This window comes from Aristophania sp. ESL1100 (assembly GCF_058511235.1).
The window spans coordinates 1,957,493-1,976,751 of sequence record NZ_CP196394.1 but is presented as its reverse complement, the minus strand read 5'-3'; the positions used below and the strand labels follow the sequence as shown (position 1 = coordinate 1,976,751).

The following is a 19,259-nucleotide window of genomic DNA, read 5'->3' as shown; positions in this document are numbered from 1 at the left end:
CATGGCCTTTCTTCATAACAATTTCATGGATCATTTCAGGAATTCATTATTCACATAAAATGAATAAAGCATTCATGTCAAATAGGGTTATCAATAATATTTTCACTATTATTATCAAAGAGTTCACTCTTTAGAAACAAATTTTGTATCACTTCCATCAATCTCTTTCCAAGTAGTACAAAAAACAAGAAAATACGCTACTTCCTTTCAGGTGTTTTATGAACCGTCGCTATTTCATGCAGGTTACTGCCGGAGTTGCCACTGCCTTATGGGTCGGAAAAGCCAACGCACAACCTGCTTCCTCTGCCTCTTTACCAGGTGGGAAACCCTGGCAACCATGGACTGAAACAGCATTACGCGCACATTCAGACCCACGCCTGCGCGCTGTTGCTCATGCTATATTATCACCCAATACTCAGAATCTTCAGCCATGGCTGATTGATGTTTCATCTCGTAATCGTATCATTTTGAGAATGGAACAAAAAAGAAAGTTATCCCTGACTGATTTCCCTGACCGTCAGCTTACAGTCAGTTGCGGTACATTTTCTGAAGTCCTGATTATGGCTCTGGAAGCCGAGGGCTTCGCAGTTGACCTCACTTTATTTCCAGAAGGTGAATCCTGGCCTTTCCAGGATACGCGTCCAGTCGCTATATTTGACCTTAAACCAGCCTCCGCACGGCGTGATCCATTACTGGATCAGCTCTTAAAGCGTCATACCAACCGCACAGCTTTTGATATCAACCGACCACCGACATTGGCACAATTAAACGCCATAAAATCTGCCGCCCGCTGGCCTGATCGTGTGCATGTAAATCTTGAGCCTGTTTTGGCGAACCATATTCGCGATATTGTTCTGCGTGCCTATGATGAATGGATGATCTCTTACCCATGGGGCCGCACTGAAGTGGCGCATTGGAGCAAAATCGGCAATGCCGCCATCGCTGCTGACCCCCATGGCCCCGCAATGCCAGATGCCTTTATAGCCAAAGCCCCCGGGCCTGTATCGGCTGCAACACTTGCCGATCCTGATAGTGCGATCTTCAAATATAATCGTGAAAATTACCGGAAAGCGGTCATGACGGGGCAGGCCCATTTATGGATCACATCCCCTGATTACACACGCACCGGCATGTTCGAGGCGGGACGTGACTGGGTAAGAGTCCACCTCAAGGCCACTGAGCTGGGGCTTGATATGCAACCACATAGCCAACCTTTATTCGACTTCGCTCAGATTATGCCTTATCTGAATGAGCTGCATGAGGCGACGGAAACCCCTAAAAGAGGGCGGATTCAAATGCTGGGTCGCATTGGCCATGGAACACATATTGGCCCGTCACCACGTGCTGATATAAATATCGGCTGACCAACAGATCAGAAGACTTATTTCAATACGAATGTGAAATATTCTTTTACCGTATTGAAATAAGCCTGATTTTTCACAATGCACATGCATTATCTTGTTACGAAACCGTACTGATATAACAGCCTTACTTTCCCTAAAGACTATATGTGGCCCCTTCGACCACCAGATGTTCGATAAAGGCCCGGGCTCTATGGGAAAGGTACTGCCCGGCCGCATGAACCGCATAAATATTGATGTCATCTTCCTTGAAGTCATCAAGAGCTGTTTCCAGCCGGCCGGCCTCTATATCGCCCATAATGTCATAATCCGCTTTCAAAACCACACCAGCTCCTGCAATAGCCCAAAGCCTTAACAGCCCTCCATCATCAGCCATCCGGTCCCCTGAGACGGATACTGTAAGGGGTTTTCCATTATCCTGGCCAAATCGCCACGTCACTTGTGGGCTCCCAAGACGGGACAATACCAGACAATTATGAGAAGAAAGCTCTTCAGGTCTGGAAGGCTTCCCCTTACGGCGCCAATAATCAGGAGAGGCACAGACTGAACGCCCACACCGTGCAATGAGTCTGGATTTCAGACGTGAATCCAGCAGAGGGCCTGTACGGATTCCGAGGTCATATTTCCCGTTAATCAGGTCTGTCACCCTGTCATCGAGATTGAGGTCAAAACTCACGCCGGGATGACGAACCAGAAAACTGTCAATCACACCAGCAAGACGAGACCGTCCAAAATCATTGAGAGACGTAATCCGTATCATCCCTTTTAAAGGACCATTGTCAGAAACCTGGTCACAGGCATCATCAAGGTCACGGATAATGCGGCGGCAATGCTCAAGGAACGCCATCCCCTCCGGCGTAAACGTCAGATTCCGTGTCGAACGCAGAATCAACTGGGTGCCAAGATGCTCCTCCAGGCGGCGCAGACTTCCTGTCACGGCAGAAGGCGCCAGATTGCGTACCCGCGCAGCCCCTGCGAGGCTACCATAATCCGCGATATCAATGAATATTCTGAGGTGATTTAATAAGTCCATAATTCAAATTAGGTGAATAAAGCCTTCATTTCAAAGACAATTATCAGCACTTTTTCGAGATCATATGATGCAAAGGTTCACTTTATCAGAAATAAGGATTGGTATGTCGCTTACATCTCCTTTTACTCCCGGTGGCTCCGGCCAGGGAGCTCTCTCCGGTAAAAAAATCTTTATCGTGGGAGGTGGCTCAGGCATGGGTGCCGCCATCGCCAAAATGGCTGCGGAACGCGGTGCAAAAGTTGCTCTGGCTGGCCGTAAAATCGAAAAACTGAAAACTGTGGCAAATAGCCTGGGAAACGCCGTCCTTGGTCTCTATTCCATTGATCTGGCTGACGAGACCCAGATTCAGAAAGCCCTGTCAGAGCATGGCCCTTATGACCATATTGTGACAACTGCGGCTGATCTGACCTTCGGCCCATTCCTGACACTGACAGATTCGCAGATCAGTGCCATGCTTGATTCAAAATTCTGGGGACCGATCTATCTGGCTCGTGCCGCAGAGAAATATCTTGCTCCACAAGGCAGCATGTTATTTTTCTCCGGTTTGGCAGCTTATCGACAGGGGCCAGGCTCTTCCATCGTCGGGGTGGTCAATATGGCTCTGGAAAGTCTGGTTGCCGCGCTTGCAATCGAACTGAAGCCCAAACGTTTCAACGTGATCTCACCTGGTGTTGTTGATTCAGAAACCTGGGCTGGCATGAATGAGGCCGATAAAAAAGCATTTTTTGCCCAGATTGCTTCCGGCCTTCCTGTTAACCGTGTTGGCACCGTCGAGGATGAGGCTCACGCTGCTTTGGCCGTCCTTGAAAATGGATTTATCAACGGGACCGTTATCAATGTTGATGGTGGCGGCCGCGTTGCCTAACTAAAAATTTGTAGAGTTTGTAGAGTTTGTAGAAGCGGGTTGATCTGATACCCATTTTTCAGATCAACCCTTTATTTAAGTCATCATCTTCTCAAGGGAGAGTCTTCATGACACAGAAACATGTACTTATTGCTGGAGGGGGCGGCGTTGTCGGACGTGCCGCTCTTGATGCTTTCGGTCGGAATGGGTGGAAAATCACAACACTCAACCGCGGAAAAGAAGGGCCTGGTTCTGGTGAGCATATATCAGCTGATCTGCTTTCTCCTGACAGTCTGAGAGCAGGGCATGAAGCCTTCAAAACCATTACTCACCTCTTTTATGCGGCCCTGAAACCAAATAGTGATCCCGGTATTGAAGCAGATGAAAATGCTGCCATGCTGGAGAACCTTGTCACAGCCCTGCGGGAGGCCAAGGCGCCACTGGAGCGGATCATGTTCATCCAGGGTGGAAAGGTTTATGGCGCCCAGCTTGGTGTCTATAAAACACCGGCCCGTGAAGATGATAGTCGGCATTTCCCTCCGAACCTGTATTTCCGGCATGAAGATTACGTGAAATCTCTGGAAAAAGAGGGCGTGAAATGGACTGCCTTACGTCCTGATATCGTCATTGGTCACTCATTGGGATCAGCCATGACACTCGGCAATCTGATCGGCGTTTATGGCACTTTATGCAAAGCAACCAATACAGCCATGCAATTTCCGGGCAGCGACCGTGCCTACCGCAATACATTGGTCAATGTGACGGGCGCAAAAGTGCTTGGTGATGCTTCTTTATGGGCCGCAGAAGAAAATAAAGACGGTGCTTTCAATATCACAAATGGCGATGTTTTCCGCTGGTCACATGTCTGGCCAAAATTGGCCGACTGGTTTGGCTTAACTGTCGGAGAACCTCAGCCGATTTCTCTGGCGCAGCGCCTGAAAGCCCTGAAACCCGTCTGGGCAAAAATCGCGGCTGAGCATCATCTGGTCGAACCGGATCTTGACCGGATTGCCCTGGGCAGTTTCGGTGACTTTATTTTTCACGTGGAACATGATGCTATCTTTGATGTCACAAAAGCCCGCAGAGCCGGTTTTAACAGCATGAACGAACATTCAGATGACGTTCTGCTGGCGCATCTGGAAGATATGCGTGCCAGAAAACTAATTCCTTAAACTCATTTCTTAAAAGGAAGCAAAGCGCCAGTGACAGGCTGGCGCCAGAACCCCTTTTAAAACACTTTCAAACGGGACTGATTTTTCAGTCAAATAGTTTTCAGAGGAAATCACTATGATGAAACTCTACGTATATGATCACTGCCCTTATTGTGTTCGGGCACGTATGCCTTTTGCTCTTAAACAGATTCCGTTTGAACTGATCTTTCTGCAAAATGATGATGAAGCCACTCCGATAAACATGATTGGCAAAAAGATGCTCCCCATCCTCGAACATGATGGAAAATTCATGGGGGAAAGTCTGGATATCGTAAACTTCATTGATCAGCTGCAAGGGCCACAGATTTTTGGAGGCACTCCTGATCCTGACATCATAAACTGGCTCACCGAGTGGAACAGTACGATCAATGCGTTGTCTATACCGCGCACTCCTGACCCTGTCTTCGCTGAATTTACCACTGCCTCTGCACGTGATTATTTTACGCGTAAAAAGAGTGCCTATTTTGGTGATTTCGCAAAACTGATTGCCCGGACTGAGACCTTTCTTCGCGATATGGAGCAGGCATTTTCTGAGCTTGAACCGATTTTACCAGACGGAAAGACTGTCGGAATTAATGATATTTTCCTGTTTCCCATGCTCCGATATCTCTCCATTCTTCCAGATATAAAATGGCCTGATATCGTCAATGATTACGCTCAGACCATGGCGGAACGAAGCGGCGTTCCTCTGATATCGACATTGCGGGATCTCAAAAAGACTGAAACCTTTTTCCATCCTGGATGATTTACAGAGCCATCTTTTGTCTCACCCTTGAAGACTTACTAAAACATTTCATGGAATATAATTAGAATTACAAATATTTTTAAATAAAATATAATAATAAATATAAAACCATAAGCACAAATAATTTATATCTATTATTATAGATATAAAGACGAATATCTATAATCTAATTAAATATAAATATTATAACTTATTTGTTATTATGGTTTTTGTTTTTATTAATATATTAATTTATTGTTAGAAAATTTTTAACTCTTCTAATTGCTTAATTAACTTATAAGTAAAAGGATAGCCTATTATGGGTAACGCTCCTGATCCGTCTTACGGATTTACGAGACGTGTGCTGCTGCGCGGCCTCGCAACGACCATGACCATCACCTCCTTCTCTCTCGTTTCTTCACCCTCGAAAGGCGCCCCCGCCGTAAAATCTGCGGCTGACGCAGCTACCGGCTCAGCCATATCTGAACAGGATTTTTTACACTTATCGCAACTCCTGACCCGGCGTGATAGCTTGGATTCTGAAATCAGTAATCGCGCCTTAAGCGCTCTGACCGCTACAGATCCCACTTTTCCCGCTGCTGCCGAAACACTTCGGAGAACGCTGCATCGTGAGAATCTGACGGACGTCAATAATCTTTCCGCTTTTGCAGAACATCACCCGGAACTCATGAAAACGGCTACCAGCATTATTGCTGCCTGGTACCTGGGTTATTCCGGCACGCCTGCAATTGAATCCACAAAAGATGATGCACACTTCATCTGCTATCAGGCAGCTTTGATGTACCAGCCCACAATTGATGCGACGGTCATCCCCACTTACGCGCGGGGCCATACCAATTACTGGGCAACACCCCCTGCAACTCTCAGTACCGATTAATCATCAATTAAAGCAAAAATTCATCAGAGATAACATTATGACAACACAATATGATGCTGACATTATCATTGTCGGTTCAGGAATCATCGGCAGTAATATTGCCCATAGCCTCGCTACCAAAGGGAAATCCGTCATTATGCTCGAAGCAGGTGAGTGGGTCCCCCGCTGGAAAATTCTTGAGAATTTCCGTTCGTCACCCCGTAAGGAAAATTACAATGATCCCTATCCGGATCATCCATGGGCCATGACGTCGTTTGACCCCAACTATATCGACAGTAAGGTTTATGACGGCTTTCGCTACATGCCCTACACGCTGAAACTGGTTGGTGGAACGACATGGCATTGGGCGGCGGCAACATGGCGCTTTATCCCTAATGATATGAGGCTCAAAACCGTTTACGGGCAGGGTAATGACTGGCCCCTCAATTATGAGGATCTTGAACCTTATTATTATGATGGAGAATATCGCCTCGGCGTCGCAGGCTCTGATACGGACGACCAATCAGGACAGGGGGGCAAAGCCTGGCCCCCACGCGCCAAGCCTTATCCGGTTCCCCCTGAAGCGGAGACTTATTACTTTAAGCGCCTTAAAACCAGAATAGGAGCAGAAGGTTATCATTTCGTACACGAACCAAATGCCCGGACCAATCGCCCATGGGATGGGCGCCCTGCCTGTTCGGGCAATAATAACTGCCAGCCTATATGCCCGATCGGGGCCATGTATTCAGGTATTTTTCACGCCAAACATGCGGCTGATGCGGGAGTAAAAATCATCAGCAAGGCAACCGCCTATAAGCTTGAAAAAGGTGCCGGAAACAAGATTGTTGCCGTGCATTATAAAACACCGGACCATCAGGATGTGCGCCTAACTGCCAAAACATTTATCATCGCCGCAAATGGTCTGGAAACACCAAAATTACTGCTGATGTCCGATGTTGCAAATTCATCAGATATGGTCGGCCGCAATCTGATGGATCATACCGGCATTACGCTGCGTTTCCTGTCTGATGAGCCACTTTGGCCTGGCCGTGGTCAGGTCCAGCAGGGAGGTATCTTCAACTGGAGAGACGGGCCACACCGCAGTGAACATGCTGCCGTCAAGCACGCTATCACAAACGCAGTTCCCAACCGTATCGTCGCCGATATGCTTATCAAACAGGGCGTTGCAGGCACCAAACTGGATGAACAGATCCGCCATATGTCAGCGCGTTGGGTCGAAATTTCCAGCGTCTTTGAAATGCTGCCTTCGCCTGATAACCGCATCACCTTGTCAACGACCAACACGGATGCACTCGGTCTTCCCACGCTTAAAATCAATTATCAGATCGCTGATTACGTAAAGAAAGCCGTCAATGTCATACGCAACAAGGACTATAAGGATTTTGTGCGCATTATGAACGGAACCCTTATTTCAAATACGGGAGAATTCCAGAACCGTTCGCACATTATGGGAACAGTGCTGATGGGCAAGGATGCTTCAACATCCGTCACAAACCATGAAGGACGCACCTGGGACCATGAAAATCTTTTCCTTGCGACAACCGGTCTGTTGCCTGCTGCCGGTGTGGTGAATCCCACATTAGGTGGGTTGGCCATCGGATTGAGAATGGCTGATATCATTGCCAGGGAAGTTTAGTCTGATGAAAAACAAACACTCTCTAGCAGTCCTGGGCACTCTTGTCGCTGGACTTGCCTTTTATGCTCATGATGGAAAAGCTTCATCCGTCTCAGATCTAGTCGAAAAAGGGCGCTACGTAGCCACTGCAGCCGATTGCTCAGCCTGTCACACAGCACCAGGTGGGGCGGCAATGGCAGGTGGTTACAGCATTGCCTCACCCATGGGGCCGATCATTTCATCAAATATCACGCCATCAAAAAAAGCTGGTATTGGAAATTGGACAGAAGCGCAATTTGCCAGGGCTGTGCGCGAAGGGATATCCCCTTCCGGTCATCTTTACCCTGCCATGCCCTATACATCTTATTCCAGAATGTCTGATGACGATATACATGCCCTATGGGTTTATCTGACGTCAGAGGTGTCTCCGGTAGACGAAGCTCCCAAACAGAAAACCCACCTAGCTTTTCCATTTAACATCCGATGGCTGATGACCGGGTGGAACATGGTTTTCGCCAGTGGGTCGCCTATGAATGGCAGCACTTATGACGTCAAAGGCGCTGCACGTGGCAAATATCTTGTCGAAGCCCTCGCCCATTGCTCAACCTGTCACACGCCGCGCAATGTTTTCTTTGCAGAAAATAATAAACTGGCTCTTTCAGGCGGAAAAGTGGGGTCATGGATCGCCCCGAACATCACACCTGACAAGGTCAGTGGGATTGGCGGCTGGAGCCATGATGAAATTTTCAATTATCTCCGCAATGGATCAGCTCCCGGAAAAGCACAGGCTGGTGGCCCTATGGCTGAAGCCATTGAACATTCCCTGCGCAAACTCTCTGATGATGATCTAAACGCAATTACCGATTACTTACAGACAGTACCAGCCGTGCATGATCCGCAGCAAAAAAGCACGGCTTATTCAATAGGGACTGTGCAACCGGTAAGCAAAACCCAGATAGACATTGCACTTGATCGTACCCCCCAAAATATGGCTGACAGCGCCATAAATGATGGCAACAGACTCTATATGGATAATTGTGCAAGCTGCCATCAACCCAATGGGACAGGGACCGAGGACCAATTTTATCCTTCGCTCACTCATAATACGGCTACCGGTGCCCCTTTACCCAATAATCTGGTAATGGCCATTGTCAATGGGATTCACCGTGAGACAAATCAAGGCACAGTCGCTATGCCAGCTTTTGGCAAAGAACTGAGCGATGAACAAATTGCTGCAGTTTCCAACTACGTTGCACAACGTTTCGGAAATAATAATCTCAAGGTAACGGCCCAACAGGTTCAGGCTCTTCGCGGTCAGTCTGAAACGCCATTATTCGTCAAAATGGCGAAATGGGGTGTGTTTCTGCTCATTCTGCCCGTCGTCATTATCATCTTTGGTGTCATGCGATTCATTCGTTCCAGACGCCGCCTGTAACGCCCGCTTGCTCATAATTGAGAGACCAGAACATAGTGGTCTCTCAATTATAGTTATATAAAATTATCATCCATTACTTTATTTAAGTTCCAAAAATCCCATTCTTCATAAATATAAATTCTAAATATTGCCCTTAATTAATTTTTGCATAAATCTTTTTCCTTTTATAAAATAAGCATCCTGATACAAAATAAGTTTTCGAAAATCCCTGGTGGAATAACCAGTTGATGATACATTATATCAGGAGTTGAACACTGTTTCATTTTTCAGACATCGCAGTCTATCTTTCCCAGATCCCGAGCCTGTATGCGTATCTCCTGATCGGCACAATCATTATGCTGGAAAGCACTGGCTTACCGCTTCCGGCAGAAAGCCTGCTGGTTATTGCCTCTCTTTATGCTTCCCAGACGCATCATCTCTCAGCCGACGGGCTTATTCTCTCTGCTGTGATCGGCGCAATAATGGGGGATAATATCGGCTATCTTGTGGGTTCGAAAATTGGTTATAACCTTCTGAAAAAATATGGTGCCAAAATTGGCCTGACTGAAGACCGTCTTTTATTAGGGCGCTATTTTTTCAGACATTTTGGCGGTCCCAGCATTTTTCTGGGGCGCTTTATCATCTTCTTACGGCTCTTTATTGCCCTGATTGCCGGTGCGTCACGAATGCCCTGGAGAAGCTTCCTGTTTTATAATGCAACAGGAGCCATCGTCTGGGGAAATTGTTACGTTCTGGTAACTTATGAAATTGGTCGCCAGATTGAAAAATTTTCAGGGCCTGCCAGCTTTGTGGTCGGATTCCTCATTATCATTGCTGTCATTACAGGCTTTTTCTTTTTACGCCGTCATGAGGAGCATCTTATTATCAAGGCACGGCTTGAAGAAGAAAATCATCCTCCTTCTCCCGGTGACTTAGGGCCTGACAATAATCATAACAACGATAATCATCATTAAAATCGTCGGTATTTCATTCACAAAGCGGTAAAAACGCTCATTATGACTGTTTTTTTCCTGCTCGAACTGCCGTCTCCAACATCCACAAGCTCCCTGAAAAGCCGCCATTCCTATGACTGACAGGAGCTTTCCCCACCACCAGAAACTGTTCCAGTCCACAATATGCGGTAAAGCCGCCATGAGGCCCCCTGTCAGGAACGTCATTATCATGGCGGGTGTCATAATCTGCCTGTAAAGCCGTCTTTCCATCAGGCAGAAGCGTTTATAGTCTTCAGTGCCTGTTTTAACCTGCGTATGATAGACAAAAAGCCTGGGTAAATAAAATATCCCCGCCATCCATGAAATAAAGGCCATGACATGCAGCGATAGGATCCAGGTAAGATGACTTTGGAAAATACTGGCCATAAAGTTTCTCTTAATGCGTACTATCTGAAGCAAGTTTTGGTAATAAAAGCGGCATGACTTCAGACAAATCTGTAATCTGCACAAAATGAGGGACAGGCCAGTAAGGCGGAAGCGGATGAGAGGGAGCTCTCAACAAAAGGCAGGACATACCGGCACGCTTCACCGCTTCTGCTCCGATATCACTATCCTCAATGACGACCACCTCTTCAGGTTTTACACCTTGTTGCCTGGCTGCATGAAGATAAACGCCGGGGTCAGGCTTATGACATCCCATATCATTTGCTGAAAAAATACGCTCAGGGGGAATCAATTGATCCATTTTTGTATGAGCAAATTTTGCTTCCATTTCCGCAATGGAGGAATTTGACCCTATGGAAAACGGAATTCCACGGTTATTGAGATCTCTCAATAGCTCCAGCGCACCCGGAATGGGATCAATGCCCGTTTTCAGAAATGCAATCAGCATAGTGCGCATTTCCGGTAATGTCTCAGGGGGAAGGGAATAACCAAGCTCTTCTTCAAAAAGCCTGATCGTCTGGGCGAGGGTATGGCCCCCATAACGGGCCATGGCTTCCTGATCTGATATTTTTATACCCAGAGACCGGGCATATTCCGCCACTTTACGGCAGGCTGGTCCTTCACTGTCAATGAGAACACCATCGCAATCAAAAACGACCAGTTTCAGGCCATTTCTTAATTCGTCAGATTTCTGTGTCATACGGACCTCACTGTTTCGACAAGAAGGGCCACATTTTCAGGCGGGGTCTGCTGCATAACACCATGACCAAGATTGAAAATGTGACGACGTCCTTTCAGGCTGTCTCGGATACGTATAGCCTCTTTAACCAGTGTTTCTCCCCCATTCAGCAAAATCATAGGGTCAAGATTACCCTGGAGAGCCATCGTGGAAGGAAGCATTTTTGAAATACGTTCCATATCCGCCACGGTATCAAGGGCCACGCAGTCCAGAGACGTATGTTCGGCATATTCCAGTGACATGATCCCTCCCAGACGCGGAAATCCTATAATCGGTGTCTGGGGATGTTTCTCTTTGAGGCTTTTTACAATGTCCCGCGTAGGGTTAATGACAAATTTCCTGAATTCTTCCGGCGGTAAAATCCCACCCCATGAATCAAAAAGCATAACGGCTTCAGCGCCAGCTTCAATGTGAGCACTCAGCATATTGGCCGTCGCTCTGGTCAGGAGGGTTATCAATTTCTGGAAAAGGGCCGGTTCCTGCAACATCATTCTGCGTGTTTGTGCAAAATCGCGTGAGCCGCCCCCTTCAACCATATAGCACGCCACTGTAAATGGGCTGCCTGCAAAACCGAGGAGAGTGGTGGCGGAAGGGAGTTCTTTTGAAAGAATGGCCAATGTTTCCCTGATAGGGGCAATCGCCTCGAAAACTTTTTCCTCATTCAGGGTATTCAGATCACGTTCATTACGGATCGGCTCAAGAACGGGGCCTTTCCCTTCAATAAAGGCCAGTGACTGCCCCATCACCCAGGGCAGAATCAGGATATCTGAAAATAAGATCGCTCCATCCATTTGATAACGCCTGATGGGCTGCATTGTCAGCTCCACGGCGATGTCAGGCGTCATGCACCGAGTCAGGAAATCCGCCTGTGCTCGTAATGCTCTGAACTCAGGCAGATAGCGACCTGCCTGGCGCATCAGCCAGATGGGAGGGGGCCAGATTTCCTGTCCCTGTAGAACCTGCAAAAGAGGTTTTGAGGAAGGCTTTTTCTGAAAATGGGAAGAGTTATTCGATGTCATACAGCACTCTAATCATAAAATAAGAAATAAAGAAATTCTGAGGTGGTTATGGAAGGCTGTGGATATCGGGGTACCCGGCTTTCTAGAAATGTACCCCGTTTTACTCACAGTGTGTACAACTTGAAAAATGAGGAATATAAAGGGCTATAGCAAACTATCCAGATTTTTCCACAGAAAGGCTGTGTACAATCCCCTATTTTTGAGGTCGTACGGTTTCATCCCCGGTACTCGGTACTATCAGGCAAAGAGTCCCGTACAATCCCCATGTACCCCATATTGCACTTAATTTATCCTCAAAGATGAAAAGCCTTTATAGACATCGATTTAGTGCTGGGATTTAGTACTGGAGTCGTTTTGAAAAGGTCAGTTTTATGAATATCCGTCTTCAAAAACCTTTCGTGTTGGCAAGTGGCTCGCTGACGCGGAGAGCTCTGCTCGAACAGGCTGGTATTGTTCCAGAGATTTATAGCGTCGACCTTGATGAAGAGGCTTTACGCTGCTGTGAGACAGAAAAAGGAACGCCCATTAAGGAAATTGCCGTAAAGCTGGCAGAAGCGAAAGCAGAAAAGGCAGCTGCCGCTCTTCCACCGGACAGAATCATTCTTGCTGCTGACCAGATATTAGAACTTGAGGGCAGGATCTTTTCAAAACCGGAAACGAGGGAAGAGGCTGTTACGCATTTGCAGGAATTGAGAGGGAAAACACATTGCCTGCAGACAGCGATGGTCCTCCACTCAGGTGGAAAGATCATCTGGAAACATGTCAGTGCCCCTGAATTGCACATGAGGGCACTGTCGGATTCATTTATCAGGTCCTATGTCGCAGCAGAGGGAGATAATGTGCTCCAGTCTGTAGGGGCTTACAGGATAGAGGCACTGGGGATTCACCTTTTTTCACAGATCAAGGGTGAAAGAAGCGCTATTTTAGGGCTTCCTATATTACCGCTTCTGGAAGCGTTGCGTCAGAATGATGTTTTGGCAGATAAATTTTAACGAAGTTTTTTTTCACTCTTGCTTTGTGATACAGGGCAGGATATAGGGAGCACAGACAGGAAGGACTTTCCTGTTTTAAGGGGCCATAGCTCAGTTGGGAGAGCGCCTGAATGGCATTCAGGAGGTCGTCGGTTCGATCCCGATTGGCTCCACCACCCCGTTATTATGAAATATGTTTATTCTGTCGTGAATAAAAGCGTCAGGCACCTGTCCTGGGTTCTTCTCGCCGGATTTCAGTGTCGTTCATTCTATTTTGTAATATTGTTAAAATAGCCTTATAATTCGCCACGTCTAAAATGAGTGTATAAGACGCCTTAAATCGTCATTATCGAAAAGTCGTTTCATTAAGCATGGGCAATTAATATATATTTTTTAACAGTCTGATTTACCGTAATATCATGATCATGAAATTTATACGTATAAACCGGTCTTTTCAGAGGATCAGCGTGAGACTGTGACAATTCTGGACCATGGACATAATATATTTTCCCTTATTATAGGAAGTATCATAATAAGCGAGATATGTGATCTTATGGTCCGCCCATATTCATTCGGGCGAAGTATAAATTCCATTTTTCTACGCGTTTTACCTATAGTGATTCTTAATGGATTTATTCTTCTATTGACGGGCTCAGTATATGCTTCCTTGTTTTTTGGAACGATCATTTTTCTTGTTTTTATAACAGCATCAAATATTAAATTGAAATTACTAAATGAGCCACTTGTTTTTTCAGATATGGCTTTATTATCTGGTTTTATAAAACATCCGGCATTTTATATTCAGGCAATTCCCATTATAACGCGTATTTTAGTTATAATCGGTTTTTTTACGCTTATAGCGGTTGTTTTTTTTACCTCATCACGTGATCTAATCATCAGAATAGAAGGCGGTCTCTTAGCTTTTTGCTCGGCGTGTCTATTGTGGTTTTTATTGGAAAGCCGCTCCAGAGCAGGGGGGCCTCCGCCTGCTTTATGGAACGATGTAAAGACTCAGGGGCTTCTTCCTGTGTTGATGTTATATATGTGTCGTTGGAAGCGTGAAGGCTCTCTCCCGGCTCAGCCGGTCCTGTCCTTTGTTCCAGGTGCACCTGAATCTGTCATCATCATCCAGTGTGAATCTTTTTCAGACCCTGCTGATCTTGATAAGGCATGGGAGAACCTGCCTGAACTCGCTCAAAGCCGGAAAGAAGCTGTCATGTGGGGCAAATTGGAGCCCAGCGGCTTAGGGGCTTACACCATGCGGAGTGAGTATGGTGTTCTCTGTGGGGGAAGTGAGCAGCTTTTATCCTATAAACAGTTTGACCCGTTTTTATCAGCGCATGATATGACCTCACATGCCTTGCCTTCCCGATTAAAGGAATTTTACTCAAAAGCGCTTTTTTTACATCCTTATGATCTCAGATTTTATGGGCGCAAGCGCCTTATGCCTTCTTTGGGATTTACGAAAATTGTTGGAGAAGAGCCTTTTAAAAAGTCTGATCATTACGGCCCTTATATATCAGATAAGGCTCTGACAGATTATTTGCTGACATATCTTCATGAAAATGAAAATTTTCTGGCTTATTGTGTCACTATTGAAAATCATGGTCCCTGGAAAAAAAACCGTCTGAAACAGAAAACAGGATCTGAGGCCTGGCGTGAACATGCCCGTAATGGGGATGTTATGCTTGGAAGAGTTCGTGACGCGATCAAGGAAAGCAAAAAAGACATCATGCTTGTTTTTTTCAGTGACCACCGGCCTGCTTTGAAAAATGTTCCTCCTGTTGAAGGGTTGGAGCGTAGCACGCCTTACGTCATTCTCAGGCCAAATGCTCAGATCTCGTCGTCAAAACCGGTTTTGCCTGTATCGTTAACCCCTGCGGAACTTCATGACGTTATTCTCAGAATGATCACCCGGAACGGTAAAGACGGCCAGGATACAAAAGCAAAATAATTTGATGCGTGTATCTGTTATTTTACCCGCCCGTCAGTTGTTTTATAAAAGACTGTGAAGCTGGCTGATGACAGGAGTGGTTAATGCGCTTTTTACAGCGTGCAAAAAAGAGAGTTTTGTCGAATTTTGTAATTTTAATATCACTTTGTTTTCTGGGAAGTGCTTTTTTTCAGAAAGTGAGAGCGGAATCACAACCGTCTCTTTTATGTGTTGAAGCTGTCTGGTGTAATATTGCCCAACAGATTGGCGGGCAGAATTTGAAAACCAGAACGCTTTTGTCAGCTCCCGGGCTAAATCCGCATCATTTTCAACCTTCACCCTCCTTATGGCGCTCAGTCGGGCAGTCTGATGGCTTCCTGATCAATGGAGCCACGTACGATGACTGGGCTCTTTCCTTCCATAAAGCCGGGACAGATTCACTCGTGGTTGCAAAAATTGCCCAATGGCATGAGGGGGAAGACCCTCATCTTTTTTTCGATCCGGTGATCGTAAAAGCTGTTGCTGTCACTCTGAGAAACTGGCTGACAGAAAAAGCACCGCAAAACCGGGCACTTTACCAAACCAATCTGGATAAATTTGAGCAGTCTCTTGATGAGCTCGGTCAGAAGCTGAATTCCTTCAAGCAACATTATCAGGGATTGTCTGTTGCTCTGACAGAGCCTGCCGGTATGCGTCTTCTTTCAAAAACGGGCCTGACAGTCAGTGATCAACACTGGGCTTTGTCAGTCATGAATCAGAGCGGGGTTTCAGCAAGGGAAACGGCAAAGTTGGAGGAGTCCTTTAAAAATAAGCAGATCCAGGCTCTGATTGTAAATCCGTCTGTTAAATCCACACAGATTAATAGTTTGCTGGAACTGGCTGCTCAGGAGAAAATTCCGCTGGTAACCATTCAGGAAACGCTGCCCGACGGATTAAACTGGCAAGAATGGATGTCACAAATTCTGGATCAGTTATCGAGCGCTCTGGCTCGGAAAGATCACGCAGGGTGAAACAGATCGTTCTTTCACTCGATCATGCCAGCCTGCTGGCAGGACAGGTCGTTGTTCTCGATGATGATACCCAATCTATCCCTCTTGAAGGCCTGATGATTTTGAGAGGGCGTAATGGTGTTGGAAAAACGACGTTTCTCAGAGCGCTTCTGGGATTGGCAGATTTAAAGTCGGGAACCGTTTCCTTGCGTTTTGACCCTCCTTCGAAAAAACATCCTGTGCTTGGTTATATGCCTCAGAATATCGGGCAGACCGCTCTGATGCTTCCAGTGATCAGCCATGTTATGGCAAGTCTGGATGGCACGTTATGGGGGTTTTCTCTTAAAAAAGAGCGTCGCAAGCGTGCTTTGGAGCTTCTGGAGCTGACAGGCGTCTCAGCTCTGGCAAATCGCTCTCTGGGAGTTCTCTCGGGGGGAGAGCGCCAGCGTGTTGCGTTGGCACAGGCTCTGGCAGGGAAACCCGACGTCCTGATTCTTGACGAACCCTTTTCGGCATTGGATCAGCAGGCACGGGAAGAAAGCCTGGCCTTATTTGGCCAGTTGAGGGAAAAGCTTGGTCTACGCTTTATTATGACGTCTCATGACATCGTCTCTTTATGTGATATAGCCTACCCTGTGCAGGAAATGAGACTGGAAAAAGGGCACCTTCATGTTGAGTTATGACTTTATGCGTCATGCTTTTGTCGGCTGTTTTCTGGTTTCCATTCTGGCGGGAATCCTGGGCTGGTTTATCGTCCTGCGGCACCAGATCTTTGCGGCTCATGCTCTGCCTCATGTGGGTTTCAGCGGGGCTGCTGCTGCAATCTGGCTGAAAATTTCCCCTTTTACCGGGATGATGCTTTCAAGTCTGATTGCCGGAATTTTTATGGCTTATGATAATCATAAAAAATCGCAGTTATCGGTTTATGCCCAACGTGAAATGATAACAGGGCTTGTTCTGGCTGCCAGTCTCGGAGTGGGGGTTTTTTGTCTTTTTGAGGCAAATAGTGCGTCAAATCAGGCAACAAATTTATTGTTTGGGGATGTTCTGGGCCTGAGTAACCAGACATTGATGGGATTGGCTGCAGTAACATGTCTCTGCCTGGCAGGGTTGGTCATTCTGGGGCGCCCGCTTCTTTTTACAACGCTGGCCCCTGAATTGGCTGAAGCGCGAGGTGTTAGGCTGCCGGTTATTTCCTATAGCTTTATGGCGATGACAGCGTTGGCAACAGCCGCCTGCTCAGAGGTTGCCGGTACCTTGCTGTCCTTCAGTCTGATGATAGGCCCTGCGGCTGCGGCCTTCAGACTTGGTCTGACGCCTCTTTGGGGGCTTTGCTTTTCTGTTGTAAGCGCTCTGGTTCTGTCCTGGAGCTCTCTGGCTATTTCCTGGTATACAGATGTGCCCGTCGCCTTTCTGATCGGGACGGGCGCTGTCATACTCTATATTCTGGCAGGCCAGTGGCGTTTCTGGAGGCCCGTTTAAAAATCGTGAAGGCTGGTGGCTGTCCAGTGGATCAAGGCAATGAAAGCGATCAGGGAAACATGAATCCCGATCAGAAGACGCATGCTTATGACAGGGATCTTCGTCGGGTCCTGACTTAATTCGGGGTTATTCCAGAAAAATCTCATTGCTTGCTTTCCTCTTCAGGGTGAGAAAATTTTTCGCACAATCATAGCAACACTCTCCTCCCAGAAGGGGAAGGAAAGAGAAAAAGTTTCTTCCAGCTTTGTGGTATCCATACGCGAATCAGCGGGTCTTTTAGCCGGTGTCGGCCAGTCCTGCGTGAGAATTGGCAGGATTTCCGGTTCTTTCTGCCCAAATTGTGCGGCCTGTTGCAAGGCACAACGCGCCAGTTCAAACCAGGTTGCGTCCCCTTTGCCACAGGCATGAAAAATCCCATGGTAGGATTCATGCCAGTTTTTTTGATGGATCTGCTCTATAATCCCGAGGATAATCCGGGCAAGATCATCAGAAGAGGTCGGGTTGCCTTTCTGGTCGCTGACAACTTTCAGAACGGGATTTTGAGCGCCCGCTTTGATCATGGTTTTCACAAAATTGCGTCCATAGGCTGAATAAACCCAGGACGTTCGCAAAATCAGGCTTTGGGGGTGGAGAGAGAGGACCGCTTTCTCTCCTTCTGCCTTGGTTTTTCCATAGACTGTTTCGGGGCAGATCGGGTCATTCTCTTTATAGGGTTGTCCCTTTTTCCCATCAAATACGTAATCTGTTGAAATATGGATAAAGGGAATATGCCTTAGAGCACATTCCTGTGCCATAAAGGCTGGCCCGGTGAAATTGCCTTTTCGTGCATTATCGGGCTCTGTTTCTGCCAGATCAACCGCTGTCCAGGCAGCAGCGTTTACGACGAAGTCAGGGTTATGTTTCCGCAGAAAGTCAGGAAAGTTTTCCGGATGGTTCAGGTCAAACTCAGGTCGCCCGATGGCCGTCATCTTTTCATAACCAGAGGCTTTAAGCGACTGGGCAAGCTGTCCGTTCTGACCGATTACGAGAATGGAAGGGCTGGCTGACATCAGGACACCTGCTGATAGGCAAACCAGTCCTGGACCTGTGAAAAGCCTTTCGCTGCCTGATCCTTTTCAGAAAGTACAGCATCTTCGGCCTTTACAGGCCAGGAAATACCAAGTCCCTTGCAATCCCAGCGGACTGAGCGTTCAGAGTCTTTATGGTAAAGAGCGGTGCATTTATAAAGAACTTCAGTATTTTCCGTCAAAGTGACGAAACCATGCAGAAATCCTGGTGGAATCCAGAGCTGGGACCAGTTTTCTGCCGAGAGTTCAGCCCCCACCCATTGTCCGAAAGTAGGAGAGCCGGTTCTGGCATCGACAGCAACATCCCAGATGGCTCCTTTTGTTACGCGGACAAGTTTCCCCTGTGCATAGGGAGGGAGCTGACAATGGAGGCCACGTACGACACCTTTCGCGCGTGAAAGGCTCTGGTTATCCTGCACAAAAGCCTGTTTTATTCCAGCTTTGGCCAGAGCTTCAGCATTATATGTTTCGGAGAAAAATCCCCTGTCATCACCATAGCGAGGGGGGGTGATCAGCAGGACCTCAGGGATAGAGAGAGATTTAATGTCCACGAAAAATATCC

20 protein-coding genes and 1 tRNA gene are annotated in these 19,259 nt (G+C 47.0%); 14 read left to right on the top strand and 7 right to left on the bottom strand.

What is annotated here, in order from left to right; genetic code table 11:
- The first annotated feature begins 218 nt into the window (after positions 1 to 218).
- Complete coding sequence (locus ACSYSY_RS09010; protein WP_491707226.1) at positions 219 to 1,364, top strand: nitroreductase family protein; 1,146 nt, start codon at positions 219 to 221, stop codon at positions 1,362 to 1,364.
- A 133-nt stretch (positions 1,365 to 1,497) separates the two neighbouring features.
- On the opposite strand, the gene ACSYSY_RS09005 is transcribed toward ACSYSY_RS09010, so the two are convergent.
- Complete coding sequence (locus ACSYSY_RS09005) at positions 1,498 to 2,394, bottom strand: LysR family transcriptional regulator (RefSeq protein WP_491707225.1); 897 nt, start codon at positions 2,392 to 2,394, stop codon at positions 1,498 to 1,500.
- A gap of 103 nt (positions 2,395 to 2,497) precedes the next feature.
- Between ACSYSY_RS09005 and ACSYSY_RS09000 the strand changes: the two genes are divergently transcribed.
- From ACSYSY_RS09000 to ACSYSY_RS08970, 7 genes are all read left to right on the top strand, one after another.
- A complete protein-coding gene (locus ACSYSY_RS09000) occupies positions 2,498 to 3,259 on the top strand; it encodes an SDR family oxidoreductase (protein WP_491707224.1) in 762 nt (253 codons plus the stop codon).
- Positions 3,260 to 3,366: 107 nt separating this feature from the next.
- Positions 3,367 to 4,410 (top strand): NAD-dependent epimerase/dehydratase family protein, encoded by a 1,044-nt coding sequence (locus ACSYSY_RS08995; RefSeq protein ID WP_491707223.1) that lies wholly within the window; start codon positions 3,367 to 3,369, stop codon positions 4,408 to 4,410.
- 115 nt (positions 4,411 to 4,525) lie between these two features.
- Positions 4,526 to 5,194, top strand: a complete 669-nt coding sequence (gene grxB, locus ACSYSY_RS08990) for a glutaredoxin 2 (RefSeq protein WP_491707222.1) — start codon at positions 4,526 to 4,528, stop codon at positions 5,192 to 5,194.
- A 298-nt stretch (positions 5,195 to 5,492) separates the two neighbouring features.
- On the top strand, positions 5,493 to 6,071 hold the full coding sequence (locus ACSYSY_RS08985) for a sugar dehydrogenase complex small subunit (RefSeq protein WP_491707221.1): 579 nt from the start codon (positions 5,493 to 5,495) through the stop codon (positions 6,069 to 6,071).
- 37 nt (positions 6,072 to 6,108) lie between these two features.
- Positions 6,109 to 7,707 carry a GMC family oxidoreductase gene (locus ACSYSY_RS08980; protein WP_491707220.1) on the top strand — a complete coding sequence of 533 codons (1,599 nt, stop codon included), beginning with the start codon at positions 6,109 to 6,111 and terminating at the stop codon, positions 7,705 to 7,707.
- A 4-nt stretch (positions 7,708 to 7,711) separates the two neighbouring features.
- Positions 7,712 to 9,121, top strand: a complete 1,410-nt coding sequence (locus ACSYSY_RS08975; protein ID WP_491707219.1) for a c-type cytochrome — start codon at positions 7,712 to 7,714, stop codon at positions 9,119 to 9,121.
- Between the two features lie 335 nt (positions 9,122 to 9,456).
- Entirely contained in the window at positions 9,457 to 10,074 is a 618-nt protein-coding gene (locus ACSYSY_RS08970; RefSeq protein ID WP_491707218.1) for a DedA family protein, read from the top strand.
- Here ACSYSY_RS08970 and hemJ read toward each other — a convergent pair.
- Genes hemJ through hemE form a run of 3 tightly spaced genes read right to left on the bottom strand, consistent with a single transcriptional unit; the run spans position 10,033 to position 12,255 of the window.
- Positions 10,033 to 10,479 (bottom strand): protoporphyrinogen oxidase HemJ, encoded by a 447-nt coding sequence (gene hemJ, locus ACSYSY_RS08965; protein WP_491707217.1) that lies wholly within the window; start codon positions 10,477 to 10,479, stop codon positions 10,033 to 10,035. The genes ACSYSY_RS08970 and hemJ overlap by 42 nt on opposite strands.
- 10 nt (positions 10,480 to 10,489) lie before the next feature.
- Positions 10,490 to 11,197, bottom strand: a complete 708-nt coding sequence (locus ACSYSY_RS08960) for an HAD family hydrolase (RefSeq protein ID WP_491707216.1) — start codon at positions 11,195 to 11,197, stop codon at positions 10,490 to 10,492.
- Positions 11,194 to 12,255, bottom strand: coding sequence for a uroporphyrinogen decarboxylase (hemE, locus tag ACSYSY_RS08955; protein ID WP_491707215.1), 1,062 nt, complete (start codon positions 12,253 to 12,255; stop codon positions 11,194 to 11,196). Before hemE ends, ACSYSY_RS08960 begins: the two co-directional genes overlap by 4 nt.
- A gap of 371 nt (positions 12,256 to 12,626) precedes the next feature.
- On the opposite strand from hemE, the gene ACSYSY_RS08950 reads away from it, so the two are divergent.
- The 6 genes from ACSYSY_RS08950 to ACSYSY_RS08925 all read left to right on the top strand — a co-directional run bounded on the left by ACSYSY_RS08950 (position 12,627) and on the right by ACSYSY_RS08925 (position 17,630).
- Complete coding sequence (locus ACSYSY_RS08950; protein WP_491707214.1) at positions 12,627 to 13,247, top strand: Maf family protein; 621 nt, start codon at positions 12,627 to 12,629, stop codon at positions 13,245 to 13,247.
- Positions 13,248 to 13,326: 79 nt separating this feature from the next.
- Positions 13,327 to 13,402: transfer RNA gene (locus ACSYSY_RS08945), tRNA-Ala, on the top strand.
- Between the two features lie 866 nt (positions 13,403 to 14,268).
- Positions 14,269 to 15,180: an LTA synthase family protein gene (locus tag ACSYSY_RS08940; RefSeq protein ID WP_491707213.1), complete on the top strand. Its 912-nt coding sequence runs from the start codon at positions 14,269 to 14,271 to the stop codon at positions 15,178 to 15,180.
- A gap of 116 nt (positions 15,181 to 15,296) precedes the next feature.
- Complete coding sequence (locus tag ACSYSY_RS08935) at positions 15,297 to 16,169, top strand: metal ABC transporter solute-binding protein, Zn/Mn family (protein ID WP_491707212.1); 873 nt, start codon at positions 15,297 to 15,299, stop codon at positions 16,167 to 16,169.
- On the top strand, positions 16,166 to 16,831 hold the full coding sequence (locus ACSYSY_RS08930; RefSeq protein ID WP_491707211.1) for a metal ABC transporter ATP-binding protein: 666 nt from the start codon (positions 16,166 to 16,168) through the stop codon (positions 16,829 to 16,831). Before ACSYSY_RS08935 ends, ACSYSY_RS08930 begins: the two co-directional genes overlap by 4 nt.
- Positions 16,818 to 17,630, top strand: coding sequence for a metal ABC transporter permease (locus tag ACSYSY_RS08925; protein ID WP_491707210.1), 813 nt, complete (start codon positions 16,818 to 16,820; stop codon positions 17,628 to 17,630). The genes ACSYSY_RS08930 and ACSYSY_RS08925 overlap by 14 nt, the downstream gene beginning before the upstream one ends.
- Here ACSYSY_RS08925 and ACSYSY_RS08920 read toward each other — a convergent pair.
- From ACSYSY_RS08920 to rfbC, 3 genes are read right to left on the bottom strand one after another with little or no spacing between them, the layout of a single operon-like run.
- Positions 17,627 to 17,776, bottom strand: a complete 150-nt coding sequence (locus ACSYSY_RS08920) for a hypothetical protein (RefSeq protein ID WP_491707209.1) — start codon at positions 17,774 to 17,776, stop codon at positions 17,627 to 17,629. The two genes, ACSYSY_RS08925 and ACSYSY_RS08920, sit on opposite strands and share 4 nt — an antisense overlap.
- A 15-nt stretch (positions 17,777 to 17,791) precedes the next feature.
- A complete protein-coding gene (rfbD, locus tag ACSYSY_RS08915) occupies positions 17,792 to 18,679 on the bottom strand; it encodes a dTDP-4-dehydrorhamnose reductase (RefSeq protein ID WP_491707208.1) in 888 nt (295 codons plus the stop codon).
- Positions 18,679 to 19,248 carry a dTDP-4-dehydrorhamnose 3,5-epimerase gene (gene rfbC, locus ACSYSY_RS08910; protein WP_491707207.1) on the bottom strand — a complete coding sequence of 190 codons (570 nt, stop codon included), beginning with the start codon at positions 19,246 to 19,248 and terminating at the stop codon, positions 18,679 to 18,681. Before rfbC ends, rfbD begins: the two co-directional genes overlap by 1 nt.
- Positions 19,249 to 19,259 lie beyond the last annotated feature (11 nt).